The organism is Rhizobium sp. 01N424 (assembly GCF_056399485.1).
In genome coordinates, this window is sequence record NZ_JBFTRK010000016.1 from 83,115 (window position 1) to 105,678 (window position 22,564).

Below are 22,564 nucleotides of genomic sequence, written 5' to 3' on the forward strand. Positions count from 1 at the left end.
TCGTCCGTTTATCAACTCTTATTGGTCTTGACCCCGCACGCCGCATTTCCCATATGGGCGCCGCAAAGAAGGGGGAAGGCTATGCGCGCGTTTCTGGAAACGGCATTCGGACCGATGGAGCTCAAGACAATTGATGAGGCTTTCCAAAATTGGCTGGACGCGCACCGAGTCCTAAAAGGCAGCCCGGAAGCCGAGCTCGCCGCAGCGATCATAATCACCCTTTATCGGGAGGGCCACGATACCCGGTCGGCTCTGGAGATGGCCATGTCTAAGCATCGCGGGCTGAGTGATCTTGCCGGCTAGCGCCAATTCTATTGAGCAACTTCAAGTTTAAGAACATTGAATGTTTCAAACGGCTTAGTGACGGCGCGACTTTCGTCTTCGCTGTTTCAGGTCCATTGTTCAGCAAGACAACGGAAGCCTGCATTTTGCGAAAAAAATTCAACTGCTTGCCGCATTTGGGCTATGCGAAGCTCAAGTGCAGTCCTATCGATCGATGGGGGCAGCTTGGCAAGATCATCGGCAATTATGTCGATCTCTTGCAGGAAGAATGATGGGTCAAAGCGCCGCCGCATTTGACTGCACAAGTCAGCGACATTGCGTGAAGCGTTCAGTGTTGAAGCATAGTCCACTTACATGATCTCGCAGATGTAGCATGGTATATTAAACGAGAAGCGTCCGGCTGCGGACGCAGCCACATAAAGTTTGAAAGGCATAGTCACTCCCTCTTCATTGAGATGAAAAACGGCTCTAATTGCTCCAGGTTCCGAGGTCGGACTTCAGTCCGACATTGCTCAGACCTTAGTCTGACATAGCGTCGAACACGACTCCGAGAGCTAGCCCCCATCGGTGTTGTACCCGTTATTGTCACTTAGAACGAATGGGCGGACGCACTTCGATTCCAGCACATATTGGACCAAGGTCCGGGGTATCCTTCCAGGAACCTTCCGGGCTAATCCAATGCAGTACTTAGAAGAGGTAAATCGTGTTGGATCCGTCGCTAATCGAGCCAGAACAGCACTACTGGGCAATTAAGACAACCCCTGATGCCATTATCGAAGTCGTTTACGTCTCCACAGTATTCGGCAAGGAGCGGGAATATTGGACCGTCGCTCGTTTCGGCAACGAAGCACATTCCATGCTTGAAGAATTCGACTTTCTGGAGATGGTCTCGCGACCAACAGCGAGTGGATAATTCGTCCTGGACCCAAAAAGTCACTCGCCAAGCGGTTGCCGGAACACCAGACCTGCTGGCGAATATCGCGTTCCTCGCGCTTTTGACCTCATCGAGTAGAATGGACCGCAATAGCCTGCGGAATTTGGTCCCGCACTCGCGCAAAAGTGGGCGCACTTGGCGGAATGTGCGCCCTGAGCCAAAAGGAATAAAATTCACGATGGTCAGGCGTGACGTCAAAATCGAGTGTTTTATTCGAACGCCGATTAATACGAGGCCGTAACGAGGACATCGCGCGACGGTGCTTCACACTGCCTGCGTGGTCCTTCGAAAGGCTGATAGCTGTTGTCTTGCGCACGGTAGGACTGGTAGTGTTCGACACACCAACCTGATGCGGCTTGATTTCCTCCTGCACGACCAGCACCGGCCATTGCATTTTGTGTGACAACCTCTTCGCGGCTGCTGCCAGCCTGCTCTGCAAAGGGTGAGGTGCAACTGCGCATCTCGCCGCTGAAGGCGCGGTAGTTATTGGTGGAGGGATTGTAGGAGCGGTAGCGATGCGAGCACCAAGTGAGGTGCTCTGCCGGAATGGCCGGTTCTGCCGCAGAATCCGCGACAGGTTCTGGATCCTGCGTGCGCGCGGCCACGATGACCTTAGGCGCACCGGTCACGTAACTCGAATAAGCTGGCGCGATTCGCTGATAATTCTGTTTACCCGGATCGACGCGAACCGGACCTGTCGTCCAAAGATCGGGCGCGGAAAGATCGGCGAGCTGACGCGTTTCCGATTTCGCCATGACGATGGAGGCCAAAGATGCCGCCACGACACAAACGGCGACGGACGTCACGATACCGAATGTCAGTGATGCGACCGCGTTCATTTGCCAGGCTCCCGCTGCTCGATTGGAACGAATACCCTGCCCTGCTTTTCGTCACCGCGATCGACATTTGAAAGCAGAATGAGGATGCAGCCGGCCATTGCCATCAGTATGGCGACGATCGGAAGAACGACGCTTGCCGATTTCGTTTCCCCGTAGTTCATCTGTCTCTCCATAAGAAAAAAACGGTGGAGCGAACGCCACCAGCTTAGGTTACGGCACCGGCTTCAGGCTGCGCCCCTTGGGCGCCACTGGCGTGCGGCTGTTGCTGCGCAGAACCACCGGACTGATCGGTCTGGGCTGCACCCTTCTTTTTGATGATCGGGGCATCCTTGGCAGTGGCGGACATGAGGCCGATAGACGAAACACCGATCGACAGCGCCGTCACCAGCATGGCAAGGGACTTCTTTTTCATGACCATCTCTCTGGGTTCAGGCCGCACGCGGCCATGCCCCACAAGTGCGGCTGGATTTCGTTTCGTATTGACCAAGGAAGGACGCGGCATCAGCCGCGTCCGGGATCAGGTCAGTTGATGACCTGGATCACCTTGCGGGACGTCGGCTCTACGATGACGCGCTCATCATTCACGACCGCATAGGCATATTTCGGATTTTCGGGGACTGGGGTTACAACGACGGTCTCGGGAAGCGGCTGGCCCACTACCACCCTTTCCTTGACGACGACTGTAGCTGAAGGTGCCGGTGCTTCACGCACATAGGTTACGACCTTCTGCGGCGGCGGATCGATAACCGTTCCAACGACGGCACCGGCCACACCACCGACTGCAGCGCCGACAGGTCCGCCGACAATCGCGCCGGTTACGGCTCCGCCTGCAGCGCCATTGACGGTGGACGACTGAGCGAGTGCGACGCCCGACATGAGGGTCGCGGCCGTAGCCACGCCTACCATAACCTTAGAGAGCATTCTTATTTCTCCTTGTCGCTGAGCGGCCCTTATGACCGCGGCCCCATAATCCGCCAAAGGTATCGCTTGTTCCCGATATCGGACCTCAGTCCGGGGCACCACGGACCATAGTCGGGGGTCGGGAACCGCGGCCATTTTGCCTCGTTGCTACAGCGATGAAGGAGTGCAATTATGAGCATCATCCATAGACCCTCCGCCGGCCCGGTCGCGATCAATGCGTCCGTCATCGCCTTTGTCGCATTCCCGTGCGGCGCACTCTATTTCTTCGGCGCGGCCATGTCGGGCGATACGCAGATCACCAGGAGTGTTGCCGGCGCGGACATCCTCGATACACGCGATGTTCCGAACTAAAGGCACCCGAGATGTCACGCAGCTATCTGGAATTCTTCTAGGGTAGTACCATGTCTGTCGGACACGCAGTCGACAGGTCGCAGATGCATTGGCTCAGCCGTTGGAATGCCCGCTCGTTAGCCTCCCAGTTTTTCATCACTGGGGGCGTTGTCTCGATCATGGCGATGCTGCTGATTGGCATTCTGCTGACACGGCTGATCGAGGATGCGGTGATCCACAATTCCGGTGCAGCGACCGCGCTTTATGTCGATAGCGTCGTTGCTCCACTGCTTCCAGACATGCAAACGGAAACACTTCTCGACGAAGGAAGCGCCCAGGCACTAAACGAGACACTGTCGCAAGGCGCGCTCGGCAAGCGCCTCGTCTCATTCAAGCTCTGGAGCAGCGACGGCACTATCCTCTATTCCAACGAACCGGAGCTGATCGGCCACAAATTCCCGGTCAGCGACAAGCTTCGCCAGGCATTTTCAGGTTTGCTCGTCGCCCGATACGAGGTCGCGAGCGATCCGGAGAGCCAAAAGGAGCGGCAGCTCAGCAAGCCGCTGATGGAAATCTACAATCCGGTGCTGCAGCCATGGTCCGGTCAGCCCGTCGCAGTCGTCGAGTTCTACGAGACAGCTCAGGGACTTGCGGACAGCATCGCTCGCGCAAGACGATGGAGCTGGGCATCGGTCGCTGGGCTGACGGCAATCTTCTTTTTAACGCTTTCGGCGCTCGTTTTCCGTGGTAGCCGGCTGATTGAGGCACAGCGGACCGATCTCCGGAACAAGGTAAAGGAGCTCTCCGCGTTGCTCTCCGAGAAGCTCGCGCTACAGCGTCGCTTGCAGCGATCTTCCTTGCGGGCGGCAACCCTCAACGAAACCTACCTCCGAAGCGTCGGCGCCGACCTTCATGATGGACCCGCTCAGCATATAGCCTATGCCTCCTTGCGGCTCGACAGCGAAATGCTGGTCGACGCCACAACAGACCCTGCTATGCGAGAAAAGGAACTGGCCTGGATCCGTTCGAGCCTCGCCGAGGCCATGAGGGAGATTCGCACGATCTGTCGCGGTCTCGTCCTGCCGGAGATCGAAGGTGTCTCGTTCGAAGAAATCATCGAGCGGGTTGTCTCTGCCCACGAAACAAGAACAGCCAGCGCGGTTGCGCGCAACGTCGAGGATGATCATTCAGACTTATCGGCCGCCGTGAAGATCTGTGTCTATCGCTTCGTACAAGAAGCCCTCAACAATGCCTATCGTCACGGCGGCGGCATCGAACAATCGGTAACCGCACAAGCGCGTGGCAGCGAGGTCCGGATCGAAGTCCGCGATCAAGGGGATGGCTTCGATCCGAATGAGGTGCGGCCGACAAGTCTCGGGCTTGCGGGACTTCGCGAACGCGTCGACAGTCTGGGGGGCGATTTCGATATCAAGACGGGCAGCGCAGGCACTGTCGTGTCGATGACGCTTCGGTTGATGGAATTGGAGGCGGTAAGATGACGGCTATCACAATCGGGATCGTGGACGATCACCCACTGTTCCGCGAGGGCGTCAGCCGTAGCCTTTCGGAGGTCGCTGATTTTGTGGTGATCGGCGAAGGCGCGAGCAGCGATGACGCGATCAGGCTGGCGGCCTCGGATCGCCCCTGCGTGCTCCTACTCGACGTTTCGATGCCCGGTGGTGGCCTGCAGACAATCAGTTCGGTTTTGTCACGAAGTCCGGAAACGCGGGTGCTGATGCTAACAGCATCCGAGGAAGTCGAGACGCTTTCTGCAGCCTTGCAGCGCGGCGCGGCCGGATATGTACTGAAGGGAATTGGATCGCGCGGACTTGCCGAAGCGATACGGGTGGTGATGCGCGGGTCGAAGTTCGTCTCACCCGCAATGTCTGCCAAGGTGATAGAGCGCTCCCTTGGAGCGCATTCCTCGCCCAAGGCCTCGCTGACGCCGCGTGAGCGCGAAGTAATGGGACTCGTCGCTGAAGGTCTTTCCAACAAGCATATTGGATTGCGGCTCGATCTGCAGGAAAAAACCGTTAAGCATCACATGACGCAAATCCTGCTGAAACTCGGTGTCACAAATCGAACAGAGGCCGCCATTAAATGGCGGGATCTAGTCTAGTGAAGAAAACGCGAGAGGCGCGTAACATCTGCCTGCGTCGCGATCCTGTTGCTGATCGTCCGACCCTTCGGATCTTTCATGACATAACGGTTCGACACAATGGTCTCGATAATTCCGTTTCGGTGTCGAATCCGGATTGAGCCATCCGCGCTGCGTGTTGCCTGCACACCATTAGCCGCACTGGTCATCCCCCCGTCAGCGGGCTCAGCTGAAGTTGCCGGACCGCCATTACCCTTGCCATTCCCGCTATTGCCATTGCCATTCCCGCTGCCCGCGCTGGAATTTCCATTTCCGCCGCTGTTCCCACCGCCCTTGCCGTTACCGCCGCCATTTCCATTGTTGCCGCTCTTTGCGAAGGCATCGAGCGTGAGTAACGGTGCGCCTTCAAGCGGAAAAAAAGCGCTGGCCAATCCCGCACCAGCAACGATTTTCAACATGTTTCGTCTCGAGCAACTCATAATTTGCGCCTCCTTTTCAGGATACTACGCGGGACAGGACTTATGAGATTTCTGCCTCCTCCGAAAAAAATCCAAGCCGGCCAGACAATTTCGGCGCCAAACACGGACCAGGATTGCGACGGACATCGAAAGGTCTCGACGCCGTTGACCCATCTTCGGTTTCCTCAAGCGCTAATGTTAGCCCCGGCTGACGCGTAACGAACCGTTCATGACACACTATGATCGCCGAGACACATGCACGCTCTCTTCATTCAATTGATCGCGTGAGGCTCTTGATCACGCATTGAGCAACGCGCCATTGGAATTGATGGCCCTCCGATCTTGGATCTCGCCCCAAGTGAGAAAAGAAGATCGCACGCGACGCATGACGACGACGCTGCTGTTCCCGGGTCGACCGGCAGATGATCCAGGATCGACACTAACAGGGCACCACCAACAACCGCCACTGCTTTAAGCGCCAAACTTATACCGAGCGTTTCGTACGAGACCTCGCAGCCAACCGCAACGCCTCAGCAATACCCTCGGCACCGTCCTTCTTATCGACGATATTAATATCAGGGAGCCCATCGACCAGCTCCGGGTTGCCAGTGAGAAACACGACTGCAACGTCGAACCCTGTCGCAAGGGAACGGGCAATTTTTGGGCCTGATAGACCATCCGCAAGTCGGACATCAACGATTGCCAAATCCGCCTCACGGGCCAGCTCCATAGCCTCGGTCGCTCTTGTCGCGATACCGACGACTTCAAATCCTTCAGCCAGAGCAATGTCTTCGATGACAAGAGCCACATCCGGCTCATCCTCGACAATAAGTACGCGCATACGAGACTCCAGACTGTGACCAGACTTTGGATCCTAACACCAGCCAGCAGCGTCGCACCACGGCACAAGGTCTTATGACTGAAGGATTTTCATTGCGATGCAACGAATATTGATGCCTCATTCCCTGCAAGGCTTGCCAGCATTTCGGCACCGTGCTGTGGTCTACCGAATAGATATCCCTGTCCCGTCTCGCACTGTAGTTTGCGAAGGAGTACGTGTTCGGCAGGACCCTCGACCCCCTCTGCGACAATCTCAAGATTTAGGCCATGGGCAAGCAAGACGATCGCTTTGACGATCTCAAAAACGTTCTGATCCTCGGTCATCCTTCGAACGAAGGATTGATCAATTTTGAGTTTGTCGAGCGGCAGGTCGGCCAGGTAGCTCATCGAGGAATAGCCAGTGCCGAAATCGTCTAGCGCAAGTGATACGCCGGTCGCGCTAACGGCAGCCATCTTCGATATCGACCGGCCACCATCGCTTAGGAATACAGATTCCGTAAGCTCGACGCAGAGGCGGGACGGGGGCAACCCGCTTGCAAAAAGCGCTCGACGTACGTCCGCCTCGACATCCGCTCTTTCGAACTGAATCGGCGACACATTGACCGACACGATCCCTTCCGGCCACAGCATGGCCTCCGCGCAGGCCTCCATCATAACCCATCGTCCGATATCGCAGATCATTCCCGAAGATTCTGCAATGGGAATAAATTCCGTTGGTGCGATGAGCCCAAGCTCCGAATGGCGCCAGCGCAGCAGCGCTTCTGCACCCACGAAGCGGCCAGTCACGAGATCGACCTGCGGCTGGTAAAGAAGAAAAAACTGTCCGTCTCGCAGCGCATTGCTCATGTCGGCTTCGAGTCGTCTGGAGCGCACCTGCTGCAGTGCCATCGCCGGATCGTACATCGACCATCGCTCCGACGTTTTTTTCGCACCGTCGAGCGCGGACTCGGCAGCCCGTAATGAACTCTCGGCACTTTCCAGACCAACCCTTGCGACACCGACGCGAACAGCCACCGACGCTGATATCTCGTCTAATACAACAGGCGATTCGAAGGCGGCGAGGAGCAAGCCCGCGTGAAGAGCCGGGTTGGCATCTTCCCCGGCACTGAGGACAGCGAACAGGTCACCATCTATGCGCGCAAGCAATTCACAGGGAAAAGTGGCGGAGAGCCGTGTAGCGACAGCCTTTAGAAAGGTGTCGCCGACATCGCGACCCAGTGTCGCGCAGATGTCCGAGAAGCGCTCAATGTTCAGAACGGCCACTACGCCGTTGCGCCCTTCGAGACGTGCAAGGAATTCACGCCGGTTCAGAAGCCCCGTAAGTTCATCGCGCTCTGCCATCCGCTTGAGCTTTGCCTCGTACGCCCTGCGAGACGTAACGTCGCGGATAATCATGCAGCCACCGAATGAGCCTCTACCTAGCCTCCCCTGTTCCTCGACTGGTGAAAGGGTGATGGCCACTTCGTAGGTTGTCGAATTGCAGTCATCTTTATGCCTGACGAACTCGATGACGGTGCTGTGGATCCTGCCCGGCTCGCAATTGTATAGAGCTGTAAGACCACGAACTGCGGCAGCAACGGAATGCTCTGAACTTGCCAGCAGATGTGCTCCGGCGCCCACGCGCAGAATCGATTTGGCAGATTCACTGATTTCAGCGATGACCATGTCGCTGGTGAAGGCAACAATCCCATCCGAGCTGTCGGCGATGATCCGCCGCATCAGGCGGCGGGTATTGCGTGCTTCAATATTGGCAAGGGCGGCCAGCATCTGGCCGAGATCGATCCGCTCGGTCAGCGCCAGACCGCCTGCCAGAATAAGCTGCAGCCACGGCACTACCGTCCCGGTGATGATTGCAAAATCCTTCTGGAGAATGAAAGCAGCGACTTCGCCGGCCATTCCCGCGGCAACGGCGAGAAGGCAAAGATTCGCCAGGCCTACCGAACGCGATAACAAGATGGCGACGATAAGCGCGGCCGCAAGGAGTAGCTCCAGCGGCGTCTGATTAAATTCTGTCAGAAGGCGGTCTTGGATCAGTGTCTCCGCTGCAAGCACATGAATGAGCGGACCAGCCAGTGCTGCATTCACCGGTACCGGGAAGATATCTTTAAGCTCGGTCGCAGACGCACCGACCACGACCGAACGCCCTGAAAGTTGGCCGGCCGCAACCTTCCCGGAAAATACATCCGCCATAGAATAGGTGGGCACGCTGGTGGGTTTGATGGAAAAATCAATCAGCCCTCGTCCTGAAGTCTCGGCGCTTCTGGCAAGGGCGGAAGCGGCAGACGGCGTTGCTTCGCCGTTGAATTCGCTGCCGAAGTCGAACTTGCGCACAACGCCATCGGCATCCGTGGTGACGTTGGCAAAGACTGGCCAGGCATTGGAGAGCAGACTGGGAATCGGCTTGGTGACGCTGGTGTTAACCGATGCCGCAGCGATTTGCTGGCGAAAGACCGGCAGCAACACCCCGCTGCCGGCTTGTTCGAGGGCAGATGAAAGCGCGCCATCTTCGGCCGCGTTTGATGGCGTTGAGAAATCGATATCCAAAAAGATATCTGCTGCATCCGCCGCGGTAAGCTTTGCTAGAAGCTTTGCATAGATGCCGCGTGGCCAAGGCCAGACGCCTACCTCGTCAAGCGTTTTCTTGTCGATGGCAATGAAGACGATTTCTCCGGAGGCTTCTCGTGGCGCCCACTCGAAGCGTTGGGCAATCAGGCTGTCATTAAGAGCGGTGATTGCGTTGAGCGTCGGCGCGACGACCGGAAGCGCGAGCATCGCGGCTATGAGCCCCCCACGCAAGGCGATCGGCCCGGCAATTGCGGAGCACATTCTCCGCAGGGAAGAGCCAAAGCTCGTCACTTGTTGTTGCCCTTGCCGCTATTGCCCTTGCCGCCGCCATTGCCACCCCCGTTACCATTGTTGCCTTTGCCGTTGCCCCCAGCGTTTCCGCTGTTCCCATTGCCGTTATTGCCGCTGCTTCCGGCACCGGAACTGCCTCCATTCCCGTTGCTTCCAGAGTTGCCGTTGCTGCTGCCGTTGCCACCCCCATTACCGTTGTTACCGCCGCCGCTCTTTCCACTGTCGTTGCTTCCGGAGCTGCCCTCGCCGGACCTCCCGTTGCTTTGCGCGGCGTTCTTCGCGCTTGCATCATTGCTCGCCTTGGACGACTTGCCCTTGTCATCTGTCGTGACTTCAGCCTGACCTGCGAGCGCTGTCGTCCCCACTGCAGGCACAACTGCAACAGACGGCGCAACCGGGCTAATTGTCGGCCGCGAGTTCGCGCCAGATACCTTCATTCCCGACTTCCGGTTGACGGTGGCACTCTGGCGGGGGCCGACATTGGCCTGCTGGCCGCTCGCGAATGAGGTTACCTGTACCAGCCCACGATCAACGGACACTGAAGCGTTTGTCTTGCCGACGCTGACATGGAAAATTGTGCCCTTCACAACAGCAGCCAGATAAGGTGTCTGCACGGTTGTATGAGGCTGGCTGCGCTTTTCGATCTCAAGATCGAGTTCGCCGATCCGCTGGAGGATGTTGGTCTTGCGCGCGCTGAACAGTCCGCCCGACTTCGTTGTTATTGCAGCCAGGGTGCCTGGCTGGAAGCCGACACTTTCAACACCGCGCACAAGCTGTACCCTTCCGCGAGGGCCCGTCGCGATCCAGGCGCTGTTTGGAACGACGTCGCCTGTCTGCAAGTCCTTCCACGTTGACTGGTCTGTCGTATAGCGTACCTGGCTGCTCGCCTTGGCAACATGCCAATCATCGTCATCAGAGGCATAGGCGGTCAAAGGAAGAAGAAGAGTGACGAGAGCGAAAAGATGAAGAAGAACGCGCATTGATGCCCCATTTGGTTTGGGGTGATTAACGCATTTCTCACTTAAGAATGGTTTTAAAAAACCGGCTAGATTCTCGCGATGATCAATTATCGAAGAATTCGTCAGTGCCATGTTGGCATGCTCTTGCCAATTCGGTCCAACATTGCGTTACGCCGATAGAGTTGACAGCTCTCCAAATACAACGACGTCGTCCTATTGAGGCTTTGGCCTGGCGAATAGGGTTTCAAAGCTGCGGGCAGCCCGGACCAAGATCTGATCCCGGAACTCACGATGGATGAAGCGATCATCCTGGATTGTGGCTTGTCCACGGCAGTATCGTACGCTTCCCGGACGCTGCCGCGCTGTGGGGCCAGCGCATTCAGTTCTTTCATGAACTTGCCAGGTCGGCCGGATCGACGTGGATGTTGCCCCGTTATGATCAACATAGGATATTCCCGAATCAGCGCTTCAACCGCCTGTTCGCGGCGCCATGAGCCTTGACTGGTCACGTGGTGATCAGGCGACGTCCAGCACGATCTTGCCCTGGATGCTCCCCTCGGAAGCCCGACGATGAGCGGCCCATGCCTCGGCAAGCGGATAGGTACTGTCGATCACGACCCGAACGGAGCCATTATCGAGCAGACGGCCAGCCTCCGCCAGTTGCGCTCCGTTCGAACGCACCTGCGTCGTCGAGACGGTGATGTTTCGCCGGGCAGCCTCATCATGGCCGGAAAAGCCCAGCGGGTTTACGAGAAACAGGGCGCCATGCTGCCCGATGCAAGAAAGAAAGCGTTCCATGTTCTCGCCGCCGACGGCATCGAGCACCAGATCAACATCCTTCGCCACGGTTTCGGCAGCCGCCTTCGTGTAGTCGAGGAAAATATCGGCACCGAGATCATTGAGAAGCGCCTCATGCTTGCTGGAAGCAACAGCAATCACCTTTGCGCCTTGCCATTTCGCGATCTGGACTGCGAGATGGCCAACGCCGCCGCCGGCGCCGTTCACCAGCACCGTCTTGCCGTCGAGCGGTTCCGGCGCATGCGCGAAGGTCTGGAACGGGTTCGGCGCATCATGTCCAAGATCGACCAAAAATTGCCAGGCGGTCAGAAGCGACATCGGCGCGCCGGCCGCTTGGATATGATCGATCCCAGAAGGCTTCAGTGCCAAATCCGATGTGGGAACGCGAACGTATTCTGCATAGGCGTTGCTTCCCGTCATCAAGTCATGCGGGAACCGGACCATCGCATAGACCTCGTCGCCGACCTTGAACTGCGTCACGTTTTCGCCGACAGCCGAGACCTCGCCGGAAACGTCGGTGCCAAGGATCAGGGGAAAGCGTGGACTGGGCTGCCATTCCGGCGGCAGCGCCCGATAACCATCGCGCAGATAGAGATCCGGCGGGTTGAGGCTCGCGGCATGGACGCGAACAAGCACGTCGTGCGCCGCGATTTCCGGTAGGGGCGCATCCTCATAGAGAAGGACATCTGGTCCTCCGAATTCGTGCAAACGCGCGGCTTTCATCATTTCAGTCATCGCTACCTCACTTGGATTTCGCTTCCATGAAAGAAAATATGACCAGATGGTTGCATTGATAATGGTTCGAATAGTCGCTTTAATAGTGCCATGAAGGAACAAATAGGAATTGACAGGTTGACAGGGCTGATCGCTTTCGCTCGCGCCGGATCGCTCGGAAGCTACACTGCTGCCGCCCGTTCCTTGTCCATCTCACCATCGGCGGTCAGCAAAAGCATTCAGCGGCTGGAAAAGCAGCTTGGCGTTTCGCTGTTTGCGCGCACGACACGTTCGCTGACCCTGACGGCAGAAGGGCGCGACCTGCATGAGCGTGCGCTAAGGCTTTTGCACGACGCCGAAGACATCGACCAGGCGGCAAAAGCATCGCGCACCGAGCCCGCCGGCACATTGCGGATTGCTGCTTCGCTGCCGATCGGCCTGCATATCATCGCGCCCCTGCTTCCTCGTTTTCGCAGTCTCTATCCCAAGGTGAACATCGATCTGCGTTTGAGCGATCACATAGTGGATCTCATCGAAGGCGGCTTCGATCTGGCGGTGCGCATCGGCGATCTGTCAGACTCGCGCCTGCTCTCGCGCCGCCTCCTACCGCATCGTTTGTGCTGCTATGCCTCACCCGAATATGTGGCGCGGCGCAGCCCGCCGACCCATCCGGACCAATTGGAAGAGCACCAGACGGTCAACCTGCGCTACCAGAGCAGCGGCCAGCTGTTCCGCTGGCCTTTCCGCGTCGGGGACAGGGAGGTGGAGATTGTGCCTTCCTGCGCCATCATCGTGGACGCAAGTGAAGCCGTGATTGCCACGATTGCGGCGGGTGGCGGCATAGGAATGGCAACCAGTTTTATGGCCAGCGCCTGGGTGAGCCGTGGGGCGCTTGTTCCGGTTCTGGCCAACTATGCAGTGAACCGGCACGATATCACGGCGCTGTGGCCAGAGAGCCGAAGGTCGAACCCGGCCGTGCGCGCTTTCGTCGATACCTTAGTGGAGTTGTCGTGACACTGGCAGTGAATGACCGCTACGGGCGCTAGGGAGACCACCGGGTATTTCAAACATTCGCTTTCATCAATCGGCACAACTTCGATGACTTCCGAGACTATCCCCGCATCGCGGCAACCAAAGCCTTGATAGCATAAGGAAGCACACCCGCCTTCACCTTGTGTGCCCCTTCGATCCACGCAACTTTACGGACGCGATCTTGAAACTTCCAAAAGAAGGTACGCTCCGATTGCAGTGACAGATTCAAGCGGACGTTACTCGTCGAGCAGTTCGGCGCAGGGGCGCGGGCTTTGCAAAGCTACAACGGCAGTGCGCGATGGGACGCGAACGGATGGGCTATGCGCACGGCGAAGTATGCTGGACGTCATTCCCGTGTCCCGAAATCATCCGTAGATAAAGGCCGAAAGTTCATCCGGCGTCCCGTCGGGGAATGAGCTTTTCAAATGGTCGAGAAAGGCGGAGACGCGCGCGTTGAGCAGGCGTAGCGAACGATCCGCCTCTCATGCTGCAGCCTGCCCATGATAATTTCGGGTGCATGCCGCATTCCCCTATCGTTCCTGTTCGTCCCGATCGCGTTTTTGCTCGGCCTCGTGCTGAAGCTCTTCCAATCTCGGCACGAGCTGTTTGGCAGGGACGGTTCGATTTTCGCCGCCACTTCCATGCAGCGACGCGTCTTGTTCACCGTAACCATTTGCGCCTCCAGCTCGGTCATCGTCGGCGCGGTCCTTCGCCCGATTGCGCGAGCGCTCGGCCGCTGCGATTGCCACACGCAGTTCTTCGTCAGCCTCTGCAATCTCGCGCAGATAGCTATTGCCCGAGGCGCCGAGCTCGGCTGCCCTCGCCATCTCAAAGTTCAAGCTCGCCTGCAAGGACGCCTTATCGGCTCGAATTTCGTCATCGTCAGCCAATTCGATCCGCTCGCGATAATATTCGACCTCGACCATGATGTTGTTTCCAACCTCGACGGCTTCGGGCCCGTGGCGTGCAACAGCCTCATCCCACTGACGATTGGCGTCGTCCGGTCTGGCCGACCCGCTGCTTGGCGCGCGATCCTCAACCTGCTCCGCCAGTTCCATCATCTCGCGACGAACATCGACGTGCTCCCGGGCGGCCCCGGCAATTTCCTCGAAATTGCTCCGATCATCCCGCGGCATGATCCGCTCCGCCTGGAAAAGGGCGGTCTCAACGCGTTTTTCGTACGCCTCGAATTCCGATCGTGTCATGGTGCTCATGTTTTCGATCTCCGCAACCTCAAAAATACTAACCAATTTGGTTTGGAATTGCGAGCCGTTTTCGCGCTCGCCCGATTGCTTTTCGGCGACGAACTCTCGCCTTCCAAATGCTGTATTAACCCGGAAAATCCTGCTTTTTGCAAATTCAGACGCGCCGATATCGTCACTGTCTCGTGCGAGGTCTTCCCAGGCACCGTGAACTGTTTCAGTATAGGCTTGGCTTTTTGAGGTTCTCGTTGAGGTCACGACCTCGCGCCGTTTTCTATCGTATCGGCGCGCAGCGCTATCGGACGTTCCCACATGCTCGGTGCGGCCTTCCCGGTTGATCGGGCGAACCTGATTTTTGGTATAGGAGGCAGCATTCGCCTGATCACGGCGATCGGTCATTTCCATCCGTATACCATGCTCGCGGGCATGCTGCGCCAAACCTTCGCGCCAGCGCCGGAAAGATGCGATCGATGTCTCGACACGTTCGCCGTCCTCGGATCGCATGGCAACGATTGCGTGAACATGGACGTGCGGTCGCTTACCGCCGGCCGACTCGGTTTTGGGATCCTGACCTGGATCATGAAGAGAGAAAACGTACCGGTGCTGACCAAACTCCGCCGCCAGGAACTCTCGGGCCGCCGCGCGAAAAGCCTCGACATCGGTTCCGGCCCTCGCGGACATGACAAGGTGCATTACATCGCGCGGCTTGCGGCTATGCAGTTCGCCCCTCCACTGCAGTTGCACCAGATCGCCCGCCAGTTTGGCGTCCGTTATCGTCTCCCCGCGATTGTCTCGAACGCCACCGTCAGCTCGCTCGACGAGTTTGCGCAAACGTGCGGTCCCATATTCGACGCCATTGCCATAGCCGGTAAAATGGAACTCGGCCGATCGGCCCCCGTTTTCCGACATTCGCGCCTGAACGATCTCTTGCGCCTTTTCATCAGCTGTCAGCCGCTCGCCGGCCCGGTCTCGCAAGACGGCAACACCATCGATCCGGTAATGGTCCTGACGCTCTTGCACGGCGAATGCAAACGAGCGCTCTCCCAGCGCCGTACTCACGATATCGCGGGCCCACGCGTCCAGCGCCTGCCCTTCATCGGGCCTCCGCTTGACGTCGATACGAAATGTCCCGATGTCGCGGCTCTCGGCACGGTTGCCCATCAGGTGCGCCCAGTCCTCAGAAAGGCCCGCGACCGCCCCCCGGCCGCGCAGTTCTTCGCCCGCCTGATTTTCCATCGCCACATCGCCGTTTCGAGAGATATAGCTCGCCATGGCGCCCAGGCGTCCGCCGCCGCCGAACGATGTCATCTTCACGACCGCGGGCTGACTTCCGCCGGCAAGTCCGGCAAACCGTGTTGCCATCGAACGCGGCGCCGGCCCGGGCCACGCGAGGCCTTCACGTGCGGCTCTCCCGCCGACATTGAGACGGCCGCCAACGCCGCCGCCTGAAGCAACTCCCCGCCGCCGGCGCTCTTCCTCCTCACTGGGAGAATTTCGGCCGATCAACCGCTCGTGCAGGTATGCCGCTCGGCGCTGCTCCCATTCCGCCGTAAAGGCGCCGAGAAAAATTTCCATCAGTCCCGACGTCCAATCCTACGGCCTGGCCGGCTGGCGAGACGCTGCAACTCAAGAGCAAGGCCCGCGACAAGGGGCTGCAGCTCGCGCAGGTCAGCGATGGCGTCTGCCGGAACGGAACGTTGATACGAGCGCCGAACGAGACTGTTGAGGTTCACTCCAATGGCCCGCAGGTCACGATGAAGAAGCTCAAAAACCACCCGATCGTCTTCCGACAGGAACGGTAAGATGCCGGCACCATCAAGCGTCAATGAGCGCATAAACGCCGACACCGACATCTCCGACTGCCTGGCTGCGACTTCGACAGCGGCGAGCTCTGGCGCGGAAAAACGCGCATGGACGACGCGCTCCTTACGCTCCTTGACAGCAGGCACCGCAGGTCGTGACCTTCCATTTTCGACCATGCCGTCGTCTCTTCACGTGTTCGCCGCAGGCGCCATCGGCGGCCCGTCCGCCGATCGTCAGCAAATTTGTATCACAAATTTGCGTATCCTGCCAAACCAATATAACCTATTTCAGTTCATAAAAGCCAAACTTAACCCTGGCACCGTAAAAGCCACATTCATACTCGTAACACTCATCGGAAGTTTGACCCTTCCACATCACATGACCAACTCGTGTGAAACATCGATAGCGTTGCTGGAAAGAGGAAAGTGAAGGTTATATAGTGAAAATTAGGGGACTCATGGGGTGCGGATGATCTTCCACAAGATATGAGACAATGCTTCGAAAGAGTGTCATCGGACTACCTAGTGGATGATCTGGGATGTGATGCACCCAAGCAAAAAGCGACTGGACGTCTGCAATTTTTGACCTAATATAGTTCATGTTTCGAGCATGGCGCCGAAACAGTTCCGTAGCGGGAGAAGGTCATGCCTCGGACCTATGCAGTCGTCAGTAACAAGGGCGGCGCCGGCAAGACAACGATGGCGACGTTGATTGCCGGCGAATACGCTCTATCGGATCAGCGCGTCCTGATGATTGACGCCGACAGCCGTCAAAATCTGGCCGGCTGGTGGAAGCTCTGCCACAGCAAGGGCAATGTACCGGATAATATCGAGGTGACGATTGCGGCGACCCAACGGGCAATCGACGATTTCCTGAAGAAGCTCGCCAGCTTTTTCGATGTCGTCCTGATCGATGCGCCCGGTGTCGATAGCGTGCTGCAGACGACGATCATTCGATCGTCGGACGTGGTCCTTTCACCGGTACAGCCGGGCATCAAGGAAATCGAGGCCGCCGGCCAAACCGTCGCTGAGGTGAACGACATCAACGATCGCCTCGGTTTATCGATCGTGCATATGAACGTGCGCACCCGTATCACGCTGCCCGGCCGCAATCTTGAAGCCTATCGCTACATCCGGCCGTTCGTGGCAGGTCTTCTCGATGCGCACTACCATACGATGCTTCTGGAAACCGAGCTTTACGAACGCAATATCTATCGCGAGATCCAGAACGGCCTCGGGACACTCCAGATGCAGGACGTGACAGACTCAGTCCGGAAGGCGCGTCTCGAAGTAAAGGCGCTGGTCGATGAGATCGACATTCGCCAGGTGGCCGGACCGGCTGAGGCGGCGGCATGAACAAAGGGACGATCGACTTCAAGCAGTTCTCTCTCGCGCCACGCCGAAAGCCTGCAGTTCAGGATACAAACGAAGGCCGGCTTGAGGTTGCCGCTGACGAGCAAGCCGCCGATTTGCACGATCAGGCTCCGGCGCCTCTCGACAATGACCGCGGCCGCCAAACGGTGCTTCCGCGCCTTCCCGAAGACGAGCGGCAACGGCGAAGCGCAAAGCGGGCTGCCGATCAGGACGATACCCGGCGGCGCCTGAAAAGCCTGAAGCGCGCCAAGGACCGCGCCATCAAATTTTACGTCAATGTGCCGCTGGAGCAGGAGATGAAGGCGCGTCTCGTGAGAGCGGCTCATGAAAACGAAGTGAAGATGACGGTTATCATGCAGGCTGCCATTGAAACCTATCTCGAAGACAACGGCTATTGAACAGCAGCATTGGACACGCCGGTCGATCCGGCGTGTCCAGATCAAGCGCGCCGTGGGCCGCCTCAGAATGGCGGCTCGACCTCGATGCGGCCGTCGAGTTCGGCCCAGATGACTTCGCGCTCGGCCAGCGCCAGGTCGAGCTCGGCTTCAAGCGCCCGGCGTTCCCAGGTGGTTTCGGCGTTACGGGCTTCAGCGCGCAGTTCTTGGATATGCTGGTCGATGGTCATCGTCGTCTCCTTGACGTTTGTGGAAGATGACGGCGGCACGCAGGGTGGGGAGAGGCAGGTCCAGGCTCGTGGAACACGACCGGCGGAGCCGGCGCGCGGAGGAACCGATTTTGTCGAAGTGCAGTGAAACGGAACGGCGAGAAAATTGGAGGGGCCGCGCGGCCTTGAGCTGGCTCTTCCCGCCCGGCACAATCGCCCGATCTGAGCAGACAGGTTTCCTTCTCGTTGGGCACCCCATTTTGCATGCCCCTGGCCGCTACGGGCAGCCTTTGCCATGAGACGATTCCGGTTCGATAGTGTCGAATGCGACGAGGATCACCCGGATTTCGCGGGACTGCTGGCCCGCGCCTACCGCGCCAAAGTCCGACCGCTGTGTCTCTGCCGTGAGCAGGCGGCGCCGATGTACATCGCAGATATCGGCAATCAACTGGTCATCAAGCGCATGCCGCTTTCCGGTGAAGGCCATGACCCGGCATGTCCCTCCTATGAACCGCCCTACGAATTGTCCGGGCTCGGCCCGCTGATGGGAGGTGCAATCCAGATGGATGCCTCTCTCGGGTCAGCCTCATTGAAGCTTGATTTTTCCCTTTCCAAGCGCGCCGGGAGCAATCGTCCCGGCGTACCTGAACCTACCGGTGAAAGCGTGAAAGCGGAAAGCAGAAAGCTGTCACTACGCGCCCTGTTGCATTTCCTGTGGCATGAGAGCTGCCTGACCGAATGGACCGCGCGCTGGACCGGAAAGCGCCACTGGTGGCAGGTCTATCATCATCTGCTGGAGGCCGCCGGCAACATGGCGGTGCGCGGCGAGAGCCTGTCGGAGCGGTTGCTCATTCCCGAGCCTTTCAGGGCCGAGGATAAGACAGCGATCGAACACAGGCGGGCGCAGAAGATGGCTGGTCTTTTCCAGCAAGGTCCGAAGCGCCTGATGTTGCTTGTCAGCGAGGTCAAGGAATTTACGGAGACGAGAGACGGCCGGCTCGTGGTGGTCAAGCATATGCCGGGCTTCCGGCTTTATCTTAAAGACACGGCCTGGAAGAGCGTGCAGCGCCGCTTCGAAGCGGAATTTGCTCTCTGGCAAAGCGGGGAAAACCTGCACCTGATGCTGATCGCGACGATCGGCAGCGGCAAAGCCGGGATCGTCACCATCGACGAGATCGCGCTGATGTGCGTCAGTGAACAGTGGCTGCCGATCGAAAATGCTTTCGAGCAAAAACTGGTCGAGCGGTTGACGCGGTTACGCTTGAAGTCGGTCAAGGGTCTGCGTTTCAACCTTGGCCGAAACCGCCCTCTAGCGAATGCGATGCTGCTGGAGACGAGACCGCGGCCGCATGCGCTCTACATCGTTCCGCCGTCGGCCGGCCTTGATTTCGAGGAAGCACTCAAGGACATGATAGAAGCGCGGCCCGATCTTGGCGCCTGGGTCTGGCGCGTGCTCGAGGGCGACATGCCGCCAATCCCGACGTGATCGTGGCGATCACTCGGCCGGCGCGGCTTCAAGGAGACCGTCGTAGACTTCAAGCAGTGCACTCCTGGCCGAGTGCGGCGCCTGCCGCGCGGACGTCATCTTCGGAGCCGTCGAGGGCAGCCCGTGCCAATTCGAAGCCTTCCTCACCGACGATCAGTTTTGCCACCTCGATCGCTCAGAGCCCGAAATCACCACGATTGTCGATCTTGATTGCCTCTTGCACGACGACGCTCACCTTTCTTTGATGGTGAACGGCCTTTAACGGGAGAAAGCGCCGATAGCCAGAAATCATCACCGATGTGAATCGAACCTCAGTGATCGATTCAAAACTCTCGTTGGACGGAGGCGACCCAATTCGGCGACCTTGCCTAAATGCCGAACTATCCATTCCATCTCTACTGCCAGCGCATCGATGCCACCCGCAACATGGCGCGATACTACGCCATCTCCATTCAGCCGACATTGTTCGGCGAGGCCTCGGTCGTTCGTTCATGGGGACGCATCGGCAAGGCGGGCGGCGAGAAAATCGAAGTCTTCGGCAGCGAACGGGAAGCGGCTATCCACTTCCTGGCCATTGCACGCAGGAAGAAGACCAAAGGCTATAAACCTGTTGGTAGTTGTGGAAATCCTCCATTTCCAGCCGCTTTTGCGGCAGCGCGTCAATGACATTAGGCGATGGCGATGGCAGGGATTCCGCATTGAACATGACGCGGAGACAAGACATGACCACTACCAATGAAATCGCCGACAAGATTGCCGGCGAGCACGGCCTGACCAAGGCCCAGGGCAAAGCTATCATCGAGGCGGTCATCGCCTCCATCACTGAAGCTGCGGTTGCCGGCAACGAGACCTCGCTGCCGGGCTTCGGCAAGTTCAAGGTCAAGGCGACGCCCGAGCGCGAAGCGCGCAACCCGTCCACGGGTGCGACTATCAAGGTCGCAGCCGCCAAGAAGCTGAGCTTCCAGCCGGCCAAGGCGCTGAAGGATGCGCTGAACAAGTGACACGCCGAAAGCCCCGCTCTGGATCGAGCGGGGCTTTCGGGTCAAGTCGTCAGCGGCGCGTGCTGCGCGACCAGATAAGCTGCAGGCCTTCCTGCCCCTGGACTTCCGTCAGGGTCGCGTAGATCGGGGCGGGGAAGCTTGGGTCGTCCAGCTTGACCGAGATGTAGTCGCGCTCGGTCTCGCGGGCCTGCTTCTGCCAGCCGGCGCCGAACTCGACATTGCCGGCCAGAACCCTGAAGTCCGGAGCGTCGTCGGAGGAGCGTTCGACCCTGATAATCTTGGCCTTGACGTTGAGGTTGAGGGTCTTGATGGTGCCGGAAAAGCCGTTTTCGGAAGCGGTGAAAGAGCCGATGGTTGCCATTGTCTTGATCCTTTTCAGTTGCTCGGGCCGCGCCCATCGCGGCCTCGATGGCTGTCGATGAGGCCGGAAACGATCGGACCGCACCCCTTGGGGCCGCAACGAAGTGGAGGACGGCAATTAGCCGAGGCTTTCTTGTCTCGCGAGGAATGGCCGCAGATCCGGGGTCCCGACATGACGGGTCATGTGGGGTGGGCGTGGCCAGGGCAAGAAAACGAGCAAGCCGTTGCGGGAAGACGATCGAGCCAAGCCCGCGAGGCGTTTTTTGGTCAGACAAGCCGCATCGAGACCGCAGTGGGCGAGCCGTAGCTTGGAGATGGGCCAGACGATGGCACCGTCAGTGTCCCGGACGGCGTTGCCAAGCATATCCAGTATCACCAATTGAGGGCACCAGAGGCCTGCCGCGTAACTTCGCTCCGATGTGCCAAATAGGAATTCAGGACGGAGCTGACGATATCGGCCTGATGCCGGAAGGCCCGACGGTGCCACCGGCTACGATCGGTTCATCGCCGCCAGCCTGCTGCTTGCGGCTGCATCCTTGACGATGCGTGCGATGTTTTTCAGGACGGCCGGGCTGAAGCTGCCGAGTGGCCTGCTTGTTTCGAAGTCGAAAGCCTTGTCGAGCTCGACGCGGTTATATTCGTCGAGGATTATCCAGCAGGGAAAATCGAGGCCGGCGCGGCGGCATTCGATCTGGCTGATCGGCAAAGACAGGCGATCCTCATGCGGGGCCTGCGAGGTCATGGCGAAGAGGAAAACGGCGCCCGGGACATCGGGCGTCCGCACGACGACGCAGACGGGGCGGGCCTTGCGGCCGCTTTCCTCGCCGGCATCGGCCTGTCGTTTCCAGAGATAATGGAAACGGACGACGTCGCCCGCATCAAACATGATCGTCCTCGAGCAGCGCGTCGAGGCCGGTCATCAGTTCTGCATGGACTGCATCCGGGGCATCGTCGAGGCCGTAGGCGAGCGTGTGCGAGCCGCCCAGGAGGCGCCGATACTGTTCCGCCGTCAGAATGACGAGTTTCTCCTTGCCGCGCTTGGTAAGCGCGACCGGCTCGATCAATGCTGTCTCGAGGATTTCACCGGAGGCCCGGTTCATATCGGAAAACGAAAACTGCTTCATGAGAACCTCCATTCACTTACGTAAAATACGTATTCTAGGTAATTCATGCAAGTCGGCTGCGACAGAAACCGACTTGCAACACGTCATGCCGCCATCTTGGCGGAACCGGGCTGCAACGCATATAGATAAGCCACGGCCCTTTGCGCCTGCGCTGCAGCCTGGACGATGAAGCGTTTGTCGCCGCGGAGCACCTCAAGCCAGGACGCGAGATAGCTTGCGTGGTCGGGCCGCGGCTCAAGGTCCGGGACAATGCCGAGATCGGCGGCGAGAAACGCCGCGCCGAGTTCGGCGATCAGCTCCTCGCGCGCCCGCTCGGAGCGGTCTTTCGCGTAGCCGGAAAGATCGCGGTTCACGCGATGTGATGGCCCCGTCCAGTGGATTTTATGCCGATATCGGCATAAGGCGCATAATGCCGACCGCCGGATTATGCCGATAAGGGTGGGAATGCGCCGACGTTTGCAACGAATTCCGGCGCATCCTGTTCGGCATAATCAGAGTGTTTCGAGGAATGCGAGGAGCTTGTCGCTTGGCTTATAACGCGAAGGTTTTG

Annotated in this window: 27 protein-coding genes and 1 pseudogene; 11 read left to right on the forward strand and 17 right to left on the reverse strand. The window is 58.4% G+C overall.

Going from position 1 to position 22,564, the window contains the following annotated elements; translation table 11 throughout:
• Positions 1-81 precede the first annotated feature (81 nt).
• Positions 82-303 (forward strand): hypothetical protein, encoded by a 222-nt coding sequence (locus tag AC1DNK_RS27310; protein WP_477944216.1) that lies wholly within the window; start codon positions 82-84, stop codon positions 301-303.
• Positions 304-389: 86 nt separating this feature from the next.
• Here AC1DNK_RS27310 and AC1DNK_RS27315 read toward each other — a convergent pair whose 3' ends face one another.
• On the reverse strand, positions 390-632 hold the full coding sequence (locus AC1DNK_RS27315; protein WP_477944217.1) for a hypothetical protein: 243 nt from the start codon (positions 630-632) through the stop codon (positions 390-392).
• 353 nt (positions 633-985) lie between these two features.
• Between AC1DNK_RS27315 and AC1DNK_RS27320 the strand changes: the two genes are divergently transcribed.
• Complete coding sequence (locus AC1DNK_RS27320) at positions 986-1,195, forward strand: hypothetical protein (RefSeq protein ID WP_477944218.1); 210 nt, start codon at positions 986-988, stop codon at positions 1,193-1,195.
• A 245-nt stretch (positions 1,196-1,440) separates the two neighbouring features.
• Here the strand turns inward: AC1DNK_RS27320 and AC1DNK_RS27325 are convergent, their stop codons facing one another.
• The 4 genes from AC1DNK_RS27325 to AC1DNK_RS27340 all read right to left on the reverse strand — a co-directional run bounded on the left by AC1DNK_RS27325 (position 1,441) and on the right by AC1DNK_RS27340 (position 2,976).
• Positions 1,441-2,055, reverse strand: a complete 615-nt coding sequence (locus AC1DNK_RS27325) for a BA14K family protein (protein WP_477944219.1) — start codon at positions 2,053-2,055, stop codon at positions 1,441-1,443.
• Positions 2,052-2,216: a hypothetical protein gene (locus AC1DNK_RS27330; protein ID WP_477944220.1), complete on the reverse strand. Its 165-nt coding sequence runs from the start codon at positions 2,214-2,216 to the stop codon at positions 2,052-2,054. Before AC1DNK_RS27330 ends, AC1DNK_RS27325 begins: the two co-directional genes overlap by 4 nt.
• Before the next feature lie 44 nt (positions 2,217-2,260).
• On the reverse strand, positions 2,261-2,467 hold the full coding sequence (locus AC1DNK_RS27335) for a hypothetical protein (protein WP_477944221.1): 207 nt from the start codon (positions 2,465-2,467) through the stop codon (positions 2,261-2,263).
• Between the two features lie 110 nt (positions 2,468-2,577).
• Positions 2,578-2,976 (reverse strand): DUF1236 domain-containing protein, encoded by a 399-nt coding sequence (locus AC1DNK_RS27340; protein ID WP_112390657.1) that lies wholly within the window; start codon positions 2,974-2,976, stop codon positions 2,578-2,580.
• Between the two features lie 171 nt (positions 2,977-3,147).
• On the opposite strand from AC1DNK_RS27340, the gene AC1DNK_RS27345 reads away from it, so the two are divergent.
• From AC1DNK_RS27345 to AC1DNK_RS27355, 3 genes are all read left to right on the forward strand, one after another.
• Complete coding sequence (locus AC1DNK_RS27345; RefSeq protein WP_477944222.1) at positions 3,148-3,327, forward strand: hypothetical protein; 180 nt, start codon at positions 3,148-3,150, stop codon at positions 3,325-3,327.
• An 83-nt stretch (positions 3,328-3,410) separates the two neighbouring features.
• Positions 3,411-4,805: a sensor histidine kinase gene (locus AC1DNK_RS27350; RefSeq protein ID WP_477944241.1), complete on the forward strand. Its 1,395-nt coding sequence runs from the start codon at positions 3,411-3,413 to the stop codon at positions 4,803-4,805.
• Entirely contained in the window at positions 4,802-5,425 is a 624-nt protein-coding gene (locus AC1DNK_RS27355; RefSeq protein ID WP_112515344.1) for a response regulator transcription factor, read from the forward strand. Before AC1DNK_RS27350 ends, AC1DNK_RS27355 begins: the two co-directional genes overlap by 4 nt.
• On the opposite strand, the gene AC1DNK_RS27360 is transcribed toward AC1DNK_RS27355, so the two are convergent.
• The 5 genes from AC1DNK_RS27360 to AC1DNK_RS27380 all read right to left on the reverse strand — a co-directional run bounded on the left by AC1DNK_RS27360 (position 5,422) and on the right by AC1DNK_RS27380 (position 12,050).
• Entirely contained in the window at positions 5,422-5,862 is a 441-nt protein-coding gene (locus AC1DNK_RS27360) for a hypothetical protein (RefSeq protein WP_310300729.1), read from the reverse strand. The genes AC1DNK_RS27355 and AC1DNK_RS27360 overlap by 4 nt on opposite strands.
• 484 nt (positions 5,863-6,346) lie before the next feature.
• The gene (locus tag AC1DNK_RS27365) at positions 6,347-6,703 is read right to left on the reverse strand and encodes a response regulator (protein ID WP_477944223.1); all 357 of its coding nucleotides are present in this window, start codon (positions 6,701-6,703) and stop codon (positions 6,347-6,349) included.
• Positions 6,704-6,792: 89 nt separating this feature from the next.
• A complete protein-coding gene (locus tag AC1DNK_RS27370; protein ID WP_477944224.1) occupies positions 6,793-9,474 on the reverse strand; it encodes an EAL domain-containing protein in 2,682 nt (893 codons plus the stop codon).
• 80 nt (positions 9,475-9,554) lie between these two features.
• Positions 9,555-10,649, reverse strand: coding sequence for a FecR family protein (locus tag AC1DNK_RS27375; protein WP_477944225.1), 1,095 nt, complete (start codon positions 10,647-10,649; stop codon positions 9,555-9,557).
• A 384-nt stretch (positions 10,650-11,033) separates the two neighbouring features.
• A complete protein-coding gene (locus tag AC1DNK_RS27380; RefSeq protein WP_477944226.1) occupies positions 11,034-12,050 on the reverse strand; it encodes an NADP-dependent oxidoreductase in 1,017 nt (338 codons plus the stop codon).
• A 90-nt stretch (positions 12,051-12,140) separates the two neighbouring features.
• Here AC1DNK_RS27380 and AC1DNK_RS27385 point away from each other — a divergent pair, with 90 nt between their 5' ends.
• On the forward strand, positions 12,141-13,043 hold the full coding sequence (locus tag AC1DNK_RS27385) for a LysR family transcriptional regulator (RefSeq protein WP_477944227.1): 903 nt from the start codon (positions 12,141-12,143) through the stop codon (positions 13,041-13,043).
• 548 nt (positions 13,044-13,591) lie between these two features.
• Here the strand turns inward: AC1DNK_RS27385 and AC1DNK_RS27390 are convergent.
• Together AC1DNK_RS27390 and AC1DNK_RS27395 are read right to left on the reverse strand one after the other, a co-directional pair.
• A complete protein-coding gene (locus tag AC1DNK_RS27390) occupies positions 13,592-15,838 on the reverse strand; it encodes a relaxase/mobilization nuclease domain-containing protein (RefSeq protein ID WP_477944228.1) in 2,247 nt (748 codons plus the stop codon).
• Positions 15,838-16,242, reverse strand: a complete 405-nt coding sequence (locus AC1DNK_RS27395) for a plasmid mobilization protein (RefSeq protein ID WP_442210524.1) — start codon at positions 16,240-16,242, stop codon at positions 15,838-15,840. The genes AC1DNK_RS27390 and AC1DNK_RS27395 overlap by 1 nt, the downstream gene beginning before the upstream one ends.
• A 468-nt stretch (positions 16,243-16,710) precedes the next feature.
• Here AC1DNK_RS27395 and AC1DNK_RS27400 point away from each other — a divergent pair, with 468 nt between their 5' ends.
• Both AC1DNK_RS27400 and AC1DNK_RS27405 read left to right on the forward strand, forming a co-directional pair.
• Positions 16,711-17,421, forward strand: a complete 711-nt coding sequence (locus tag AC1DNK_RS27400) for a ParA family protein (RefSeq protein ID WP_112390672.1) — start codon at positions 16,711-16,713, stop codon at positions 17,419-17,421.
• Complete coding sequence (locus tag AC1DNK_RS27405) at positions 17,418-17,837, forward strand: hypothetical protein (protein ID WP_477944229.1); 420 nt, start codon at positions 17,418-17,420, stop codon at positions 17,835-17,837. Before AC1DNK_RS27400 ends, AC1DNK_RS27405 begins: the two co-directional genes overlap by 4 nt.
• Before the next feature lie 62 nt (positions 17,838-17,899).
• Here AC1DNK_RS27405 and AC1DNK_RS27410 read toward each other — a convergent pair whose 3' ends face one another.
• The gene (locus AC1DNK_RS27410) at positions 17,900-18,064 is read right to left on the reverse strand and encodes a hypothetical protein (RefSeq protein WP_477944230.1); all 165 of its coding nucleotides are present in this window, start codon (positions 18,062-18,064) and stop codon (positions 17,900-17,902) included.
• 274 nt (positions 18,065-18,338) lie between these two features.
• On the opposite strand from AC1DNK_RS27410, the gene AC1DNK_RS27415 reads away from it, so the two are divergent.
• The 3 genes from AC1DNK_RS27415 to AC1DNK_RS27425 all read left to right on the forward strand — a co-directional run bounded on the left by AC1DNK_RS27415 (position 18,339) and on the right by AC1DNK_RS27425 (position 20,530).
• Positions 18,339-19,529: a DUF1173 domain-containing protein gene (locus AC1DNK_RS27415; protein ID WP_477944231.1), complete on the forward strand. Its 1,191-nt coding sequence runs from the start codon at positions 18,339-18,341 to the stop codon at positions 19,527-19,529.
• Positions 19,530-19,901: 372 nt separating this feature from the next.
• Positions 19,902-20,195, forward strand: coding sequence for a WGR domain-containing protein (locus AC1DNK_RS27420; protein ID WP_477944232.1), 294 nt, complete (start codon positions 19,902-19,904; stop codon positions 20,193-20,195).
• 38 nt (positions 20,196-20,233) lie between these two features.
• Complete coding sequence (locus tag AC1DNK_RS27425) at positions 20,234-20,530, forward strand: HU family DNA-binding protein (RefSeq protein WP_477944233.1); 297 nt, start codon at positions 20,234-20,236, stop codon at positions 20,528-20,530.
• Between the two features lie 49 nt (positions 20,531-20,579).
• Here the strand turns inward: AC1DNK_RS27425 and AC1DNK_RS27430 are convergent, their stop codons facing one another.
• The 4 genes and pseudogenes from AC1DNK_RS27430 to AC1DNK_RS27445 all read right to left on the reverse strand — a co-directional run.
• Positions 20,580-20,891: a DUF736 domain-containing protein gene (locus tag AC1DNK_RS27430; protein WP_112390678.1), complete on the reverse strand. Its 312-nt coding sequence runs from the start codon at positions 20,889-20,891 to the stop codon at positions 20,580-20,582.
• Positions 20,892-21,380: 489 nt separating this feature from the next.
• On the reverse strand, positions 21,381-21,776 hold the full coding sequence (locus tag AC1DNK_RS27435) for a hypothetical protein (protein WP_477944234.1): 396 nt from the start codon (positions 21,774-21,776) through the stop codon (positions 21,381-21,383).
• Positions 21,769-22,014, reverse strand: coding sequence for a type II toxin-antitoxin system Phd/YefM family antitoxin (locus AC1DNK_RS27440; protein ID WP_477944235.1), 246 nt, complete (start codon positions 22,012-22,014; stop codon positions 21,769-21,771). The genes AC1DNK_RS27435 and AC1DNK_RS27440 overlap by 8 nt, the downstream gene beginning before the upstream one ends.
• An 83-nt stretch (positions 22,015-22,097) precedes the next feature.
• Positions 22,098-22,394, reverse strand: a pseudogene (locus AC1DNK_RS27445) (zincin-like metallopeptidase domain-containing protein); the annotation flags it as partial.
• Positions 22,395-22,564: the final 170 nt, after the last annotated feature.

Coding starts and splice junctions, on each gene's coding strand:
- AC1DNK_RS27310 (WP_477944216.1), top strand. CDS start 82: ATGCGCGCGTTTCTGGAAACGGCATTCGGACCGATGGAGCTCAAGACA.
- AC1DNK_RS27325 (WP_477944219.1), bottom strand. CDS start 2,055: ATGAACGCGGTCGCATCACTGACATTCGGTATCGTGACGTCCGTCGCC.
- AC1DNK_RS27330 (WP_477944220.1), bottom strand. CDS start 2,216: ATGAACTACGGGGAAACGAAATCGGCAAGCGTCGTTCTTCCGATCGTC.
- AC1DNK_RS27335 (WP_477944221.1), bottom strand. CDS start 2,467: ATGAAAAAGAAGTCCCTTGCCATGCTGGTGACGGCGCTGTCGATCGGT.
- AC1DNK_RS27340 (WP_112390657.1), bottom strand. CDS start 2,976: ATGCTCTCTAAGGTTATGGTAGGCGTGGCTACGGCCGCGACCCTCATG.
- AC1DNK_RS27345 (WP_477944222.1), top strand. CDS start 3,148: ATGAGCATCATCCATAGACCCTCCGCCGGCCCGGTCGCGATCAATGCG.
- AC1DNK_RS27350 (WP_477944241.1), top strand. CDS start 3,411: ATGCATTGGCTCAGCCGTTGGAATGCCCGCTCGTTAGCCTCCCAGTTT.
- AC1DNK_RS27355 (WP_112515344.1), top strand. CDS start 4,802: ATGACGGCTATCACAATCGGGATCGTGGACGATCACCCACTGTTCCGC.
- AC1DNK_RS27360 (WP_310300729.1), bottom strand. CDS start 5,862: ATGTTGAAAATCGTTGCTGGTGCGGGATTGGCCAGCGCTTTTTTTCCG.
- AC1DNK_RS27365 (WP_477944223.1), bottom strand. CDS start 6,703: ATGCGCGTACTTATTGTCGAGGATGAGCCGGATGTGGCTCTTGTCATC.
- AC1DNK_RS27370 (WP_477944224.1), bottom strand. CDS start 9,474: ATGCTCGCGCTTCCGGTCGTCGCGCCGACGCTCAACGCAATCACCGCT.
- AC1DNK_RS27375 (WP_477944225.1), bottom strand. CDS start 10,649: ATGGCACTGACGAATTCTTCGATAATTGATCATCGCGAGAATCTAGCC.
- AC1DNK_RS27380 (WP_477944226.1), bottom strand. CDS start 12,050: ATGACTGAAATGATGAAAGCCGCGCGTTTGCACGAATTCGGAGGACCA.
- AC1DNK_RS27385 (WP_477944227.1), top strand. CDS start 12,141: ATGAAGGAACAAATAGGAATTGACAGGTTGACAGGGCTGATCGCTTTC.
- AC1DNK_RS27390 (WP_477944228.1), bottom strand. CDS start 15,838: ATGGAAATTTTTCTCGGCGCCTTTACGGCGGAATGGGAGCAGCGCCGA.
- AC1DNK_RS27395 (WP_442210524.1), bottom strand. CDS start 16,242: ATGGTCGAAAATGGAAGGTCACGACCTGCGGTGCCTGCTGTCAAGGAG.
- AC1DNK_RS27400 (WP_112390672.1), top strand. CDS start 16,711: ATGCCTCGGACCTATGCAGTCGTCAGTAACAAGGGCGGCGCCGGCAAG.
- AC1DNK_RS27405 (WP_477944229.1), top strand. CDS start 17,418: ATGAACAAAGGGACGATCGACTTCAAGCAGTTCTCTCTCGCGCCACGC.
- AC1DNK_RS27410 (WP_477944230.1), bottom strand. CDS start 18,064: ATGACCATCGACCAGCATATCCAAGAACTGCGCGCTGAAGCCCGTAAC.
- AC1DNK_RS27415 (WP_477944231.1), top strand. CDS start 18,339: ATGAGACGATTCCGGTTCGATAGTGTCGAATGCGACGAGGATCACCCG.
- AC1DNK_RS27420 (WP_477944232.1), top strand. CDS start 19,902: ATGCCGAACTATCCATTCCATCTCTACTGCCAGCGCATCGATGCCACC.
- AC1DNK_RS27425 (WP_477944233.1), top strand. CDS start 20,234: ATGACGCGGAGACAAGACATGACCACTACCAATGAAATCGCCGACAAG.
- AC1DNK_RS27430 (WP_112390678.1), bottom strand. CDS start 20,891: ATGGCAACCATCGGCTCTTTCACCGCTTCCGAAAACGGCTTTTCCGGC.
- AC1DNK_RS27435 (WP_477944234.1), bottom strand. CDS start 21,776: ATGTTTGATGCGGGCGACGTCGTCCGTTTCCATTATCTCTGGAAACGA.
- AC1DNK_RS27440 (WP_477944235.1), bottom strand. CDS start 22,014: ATGAAGCAGTTTTCGTTTTCCGATATGAACCGGGCCTCCGGTGAAATC.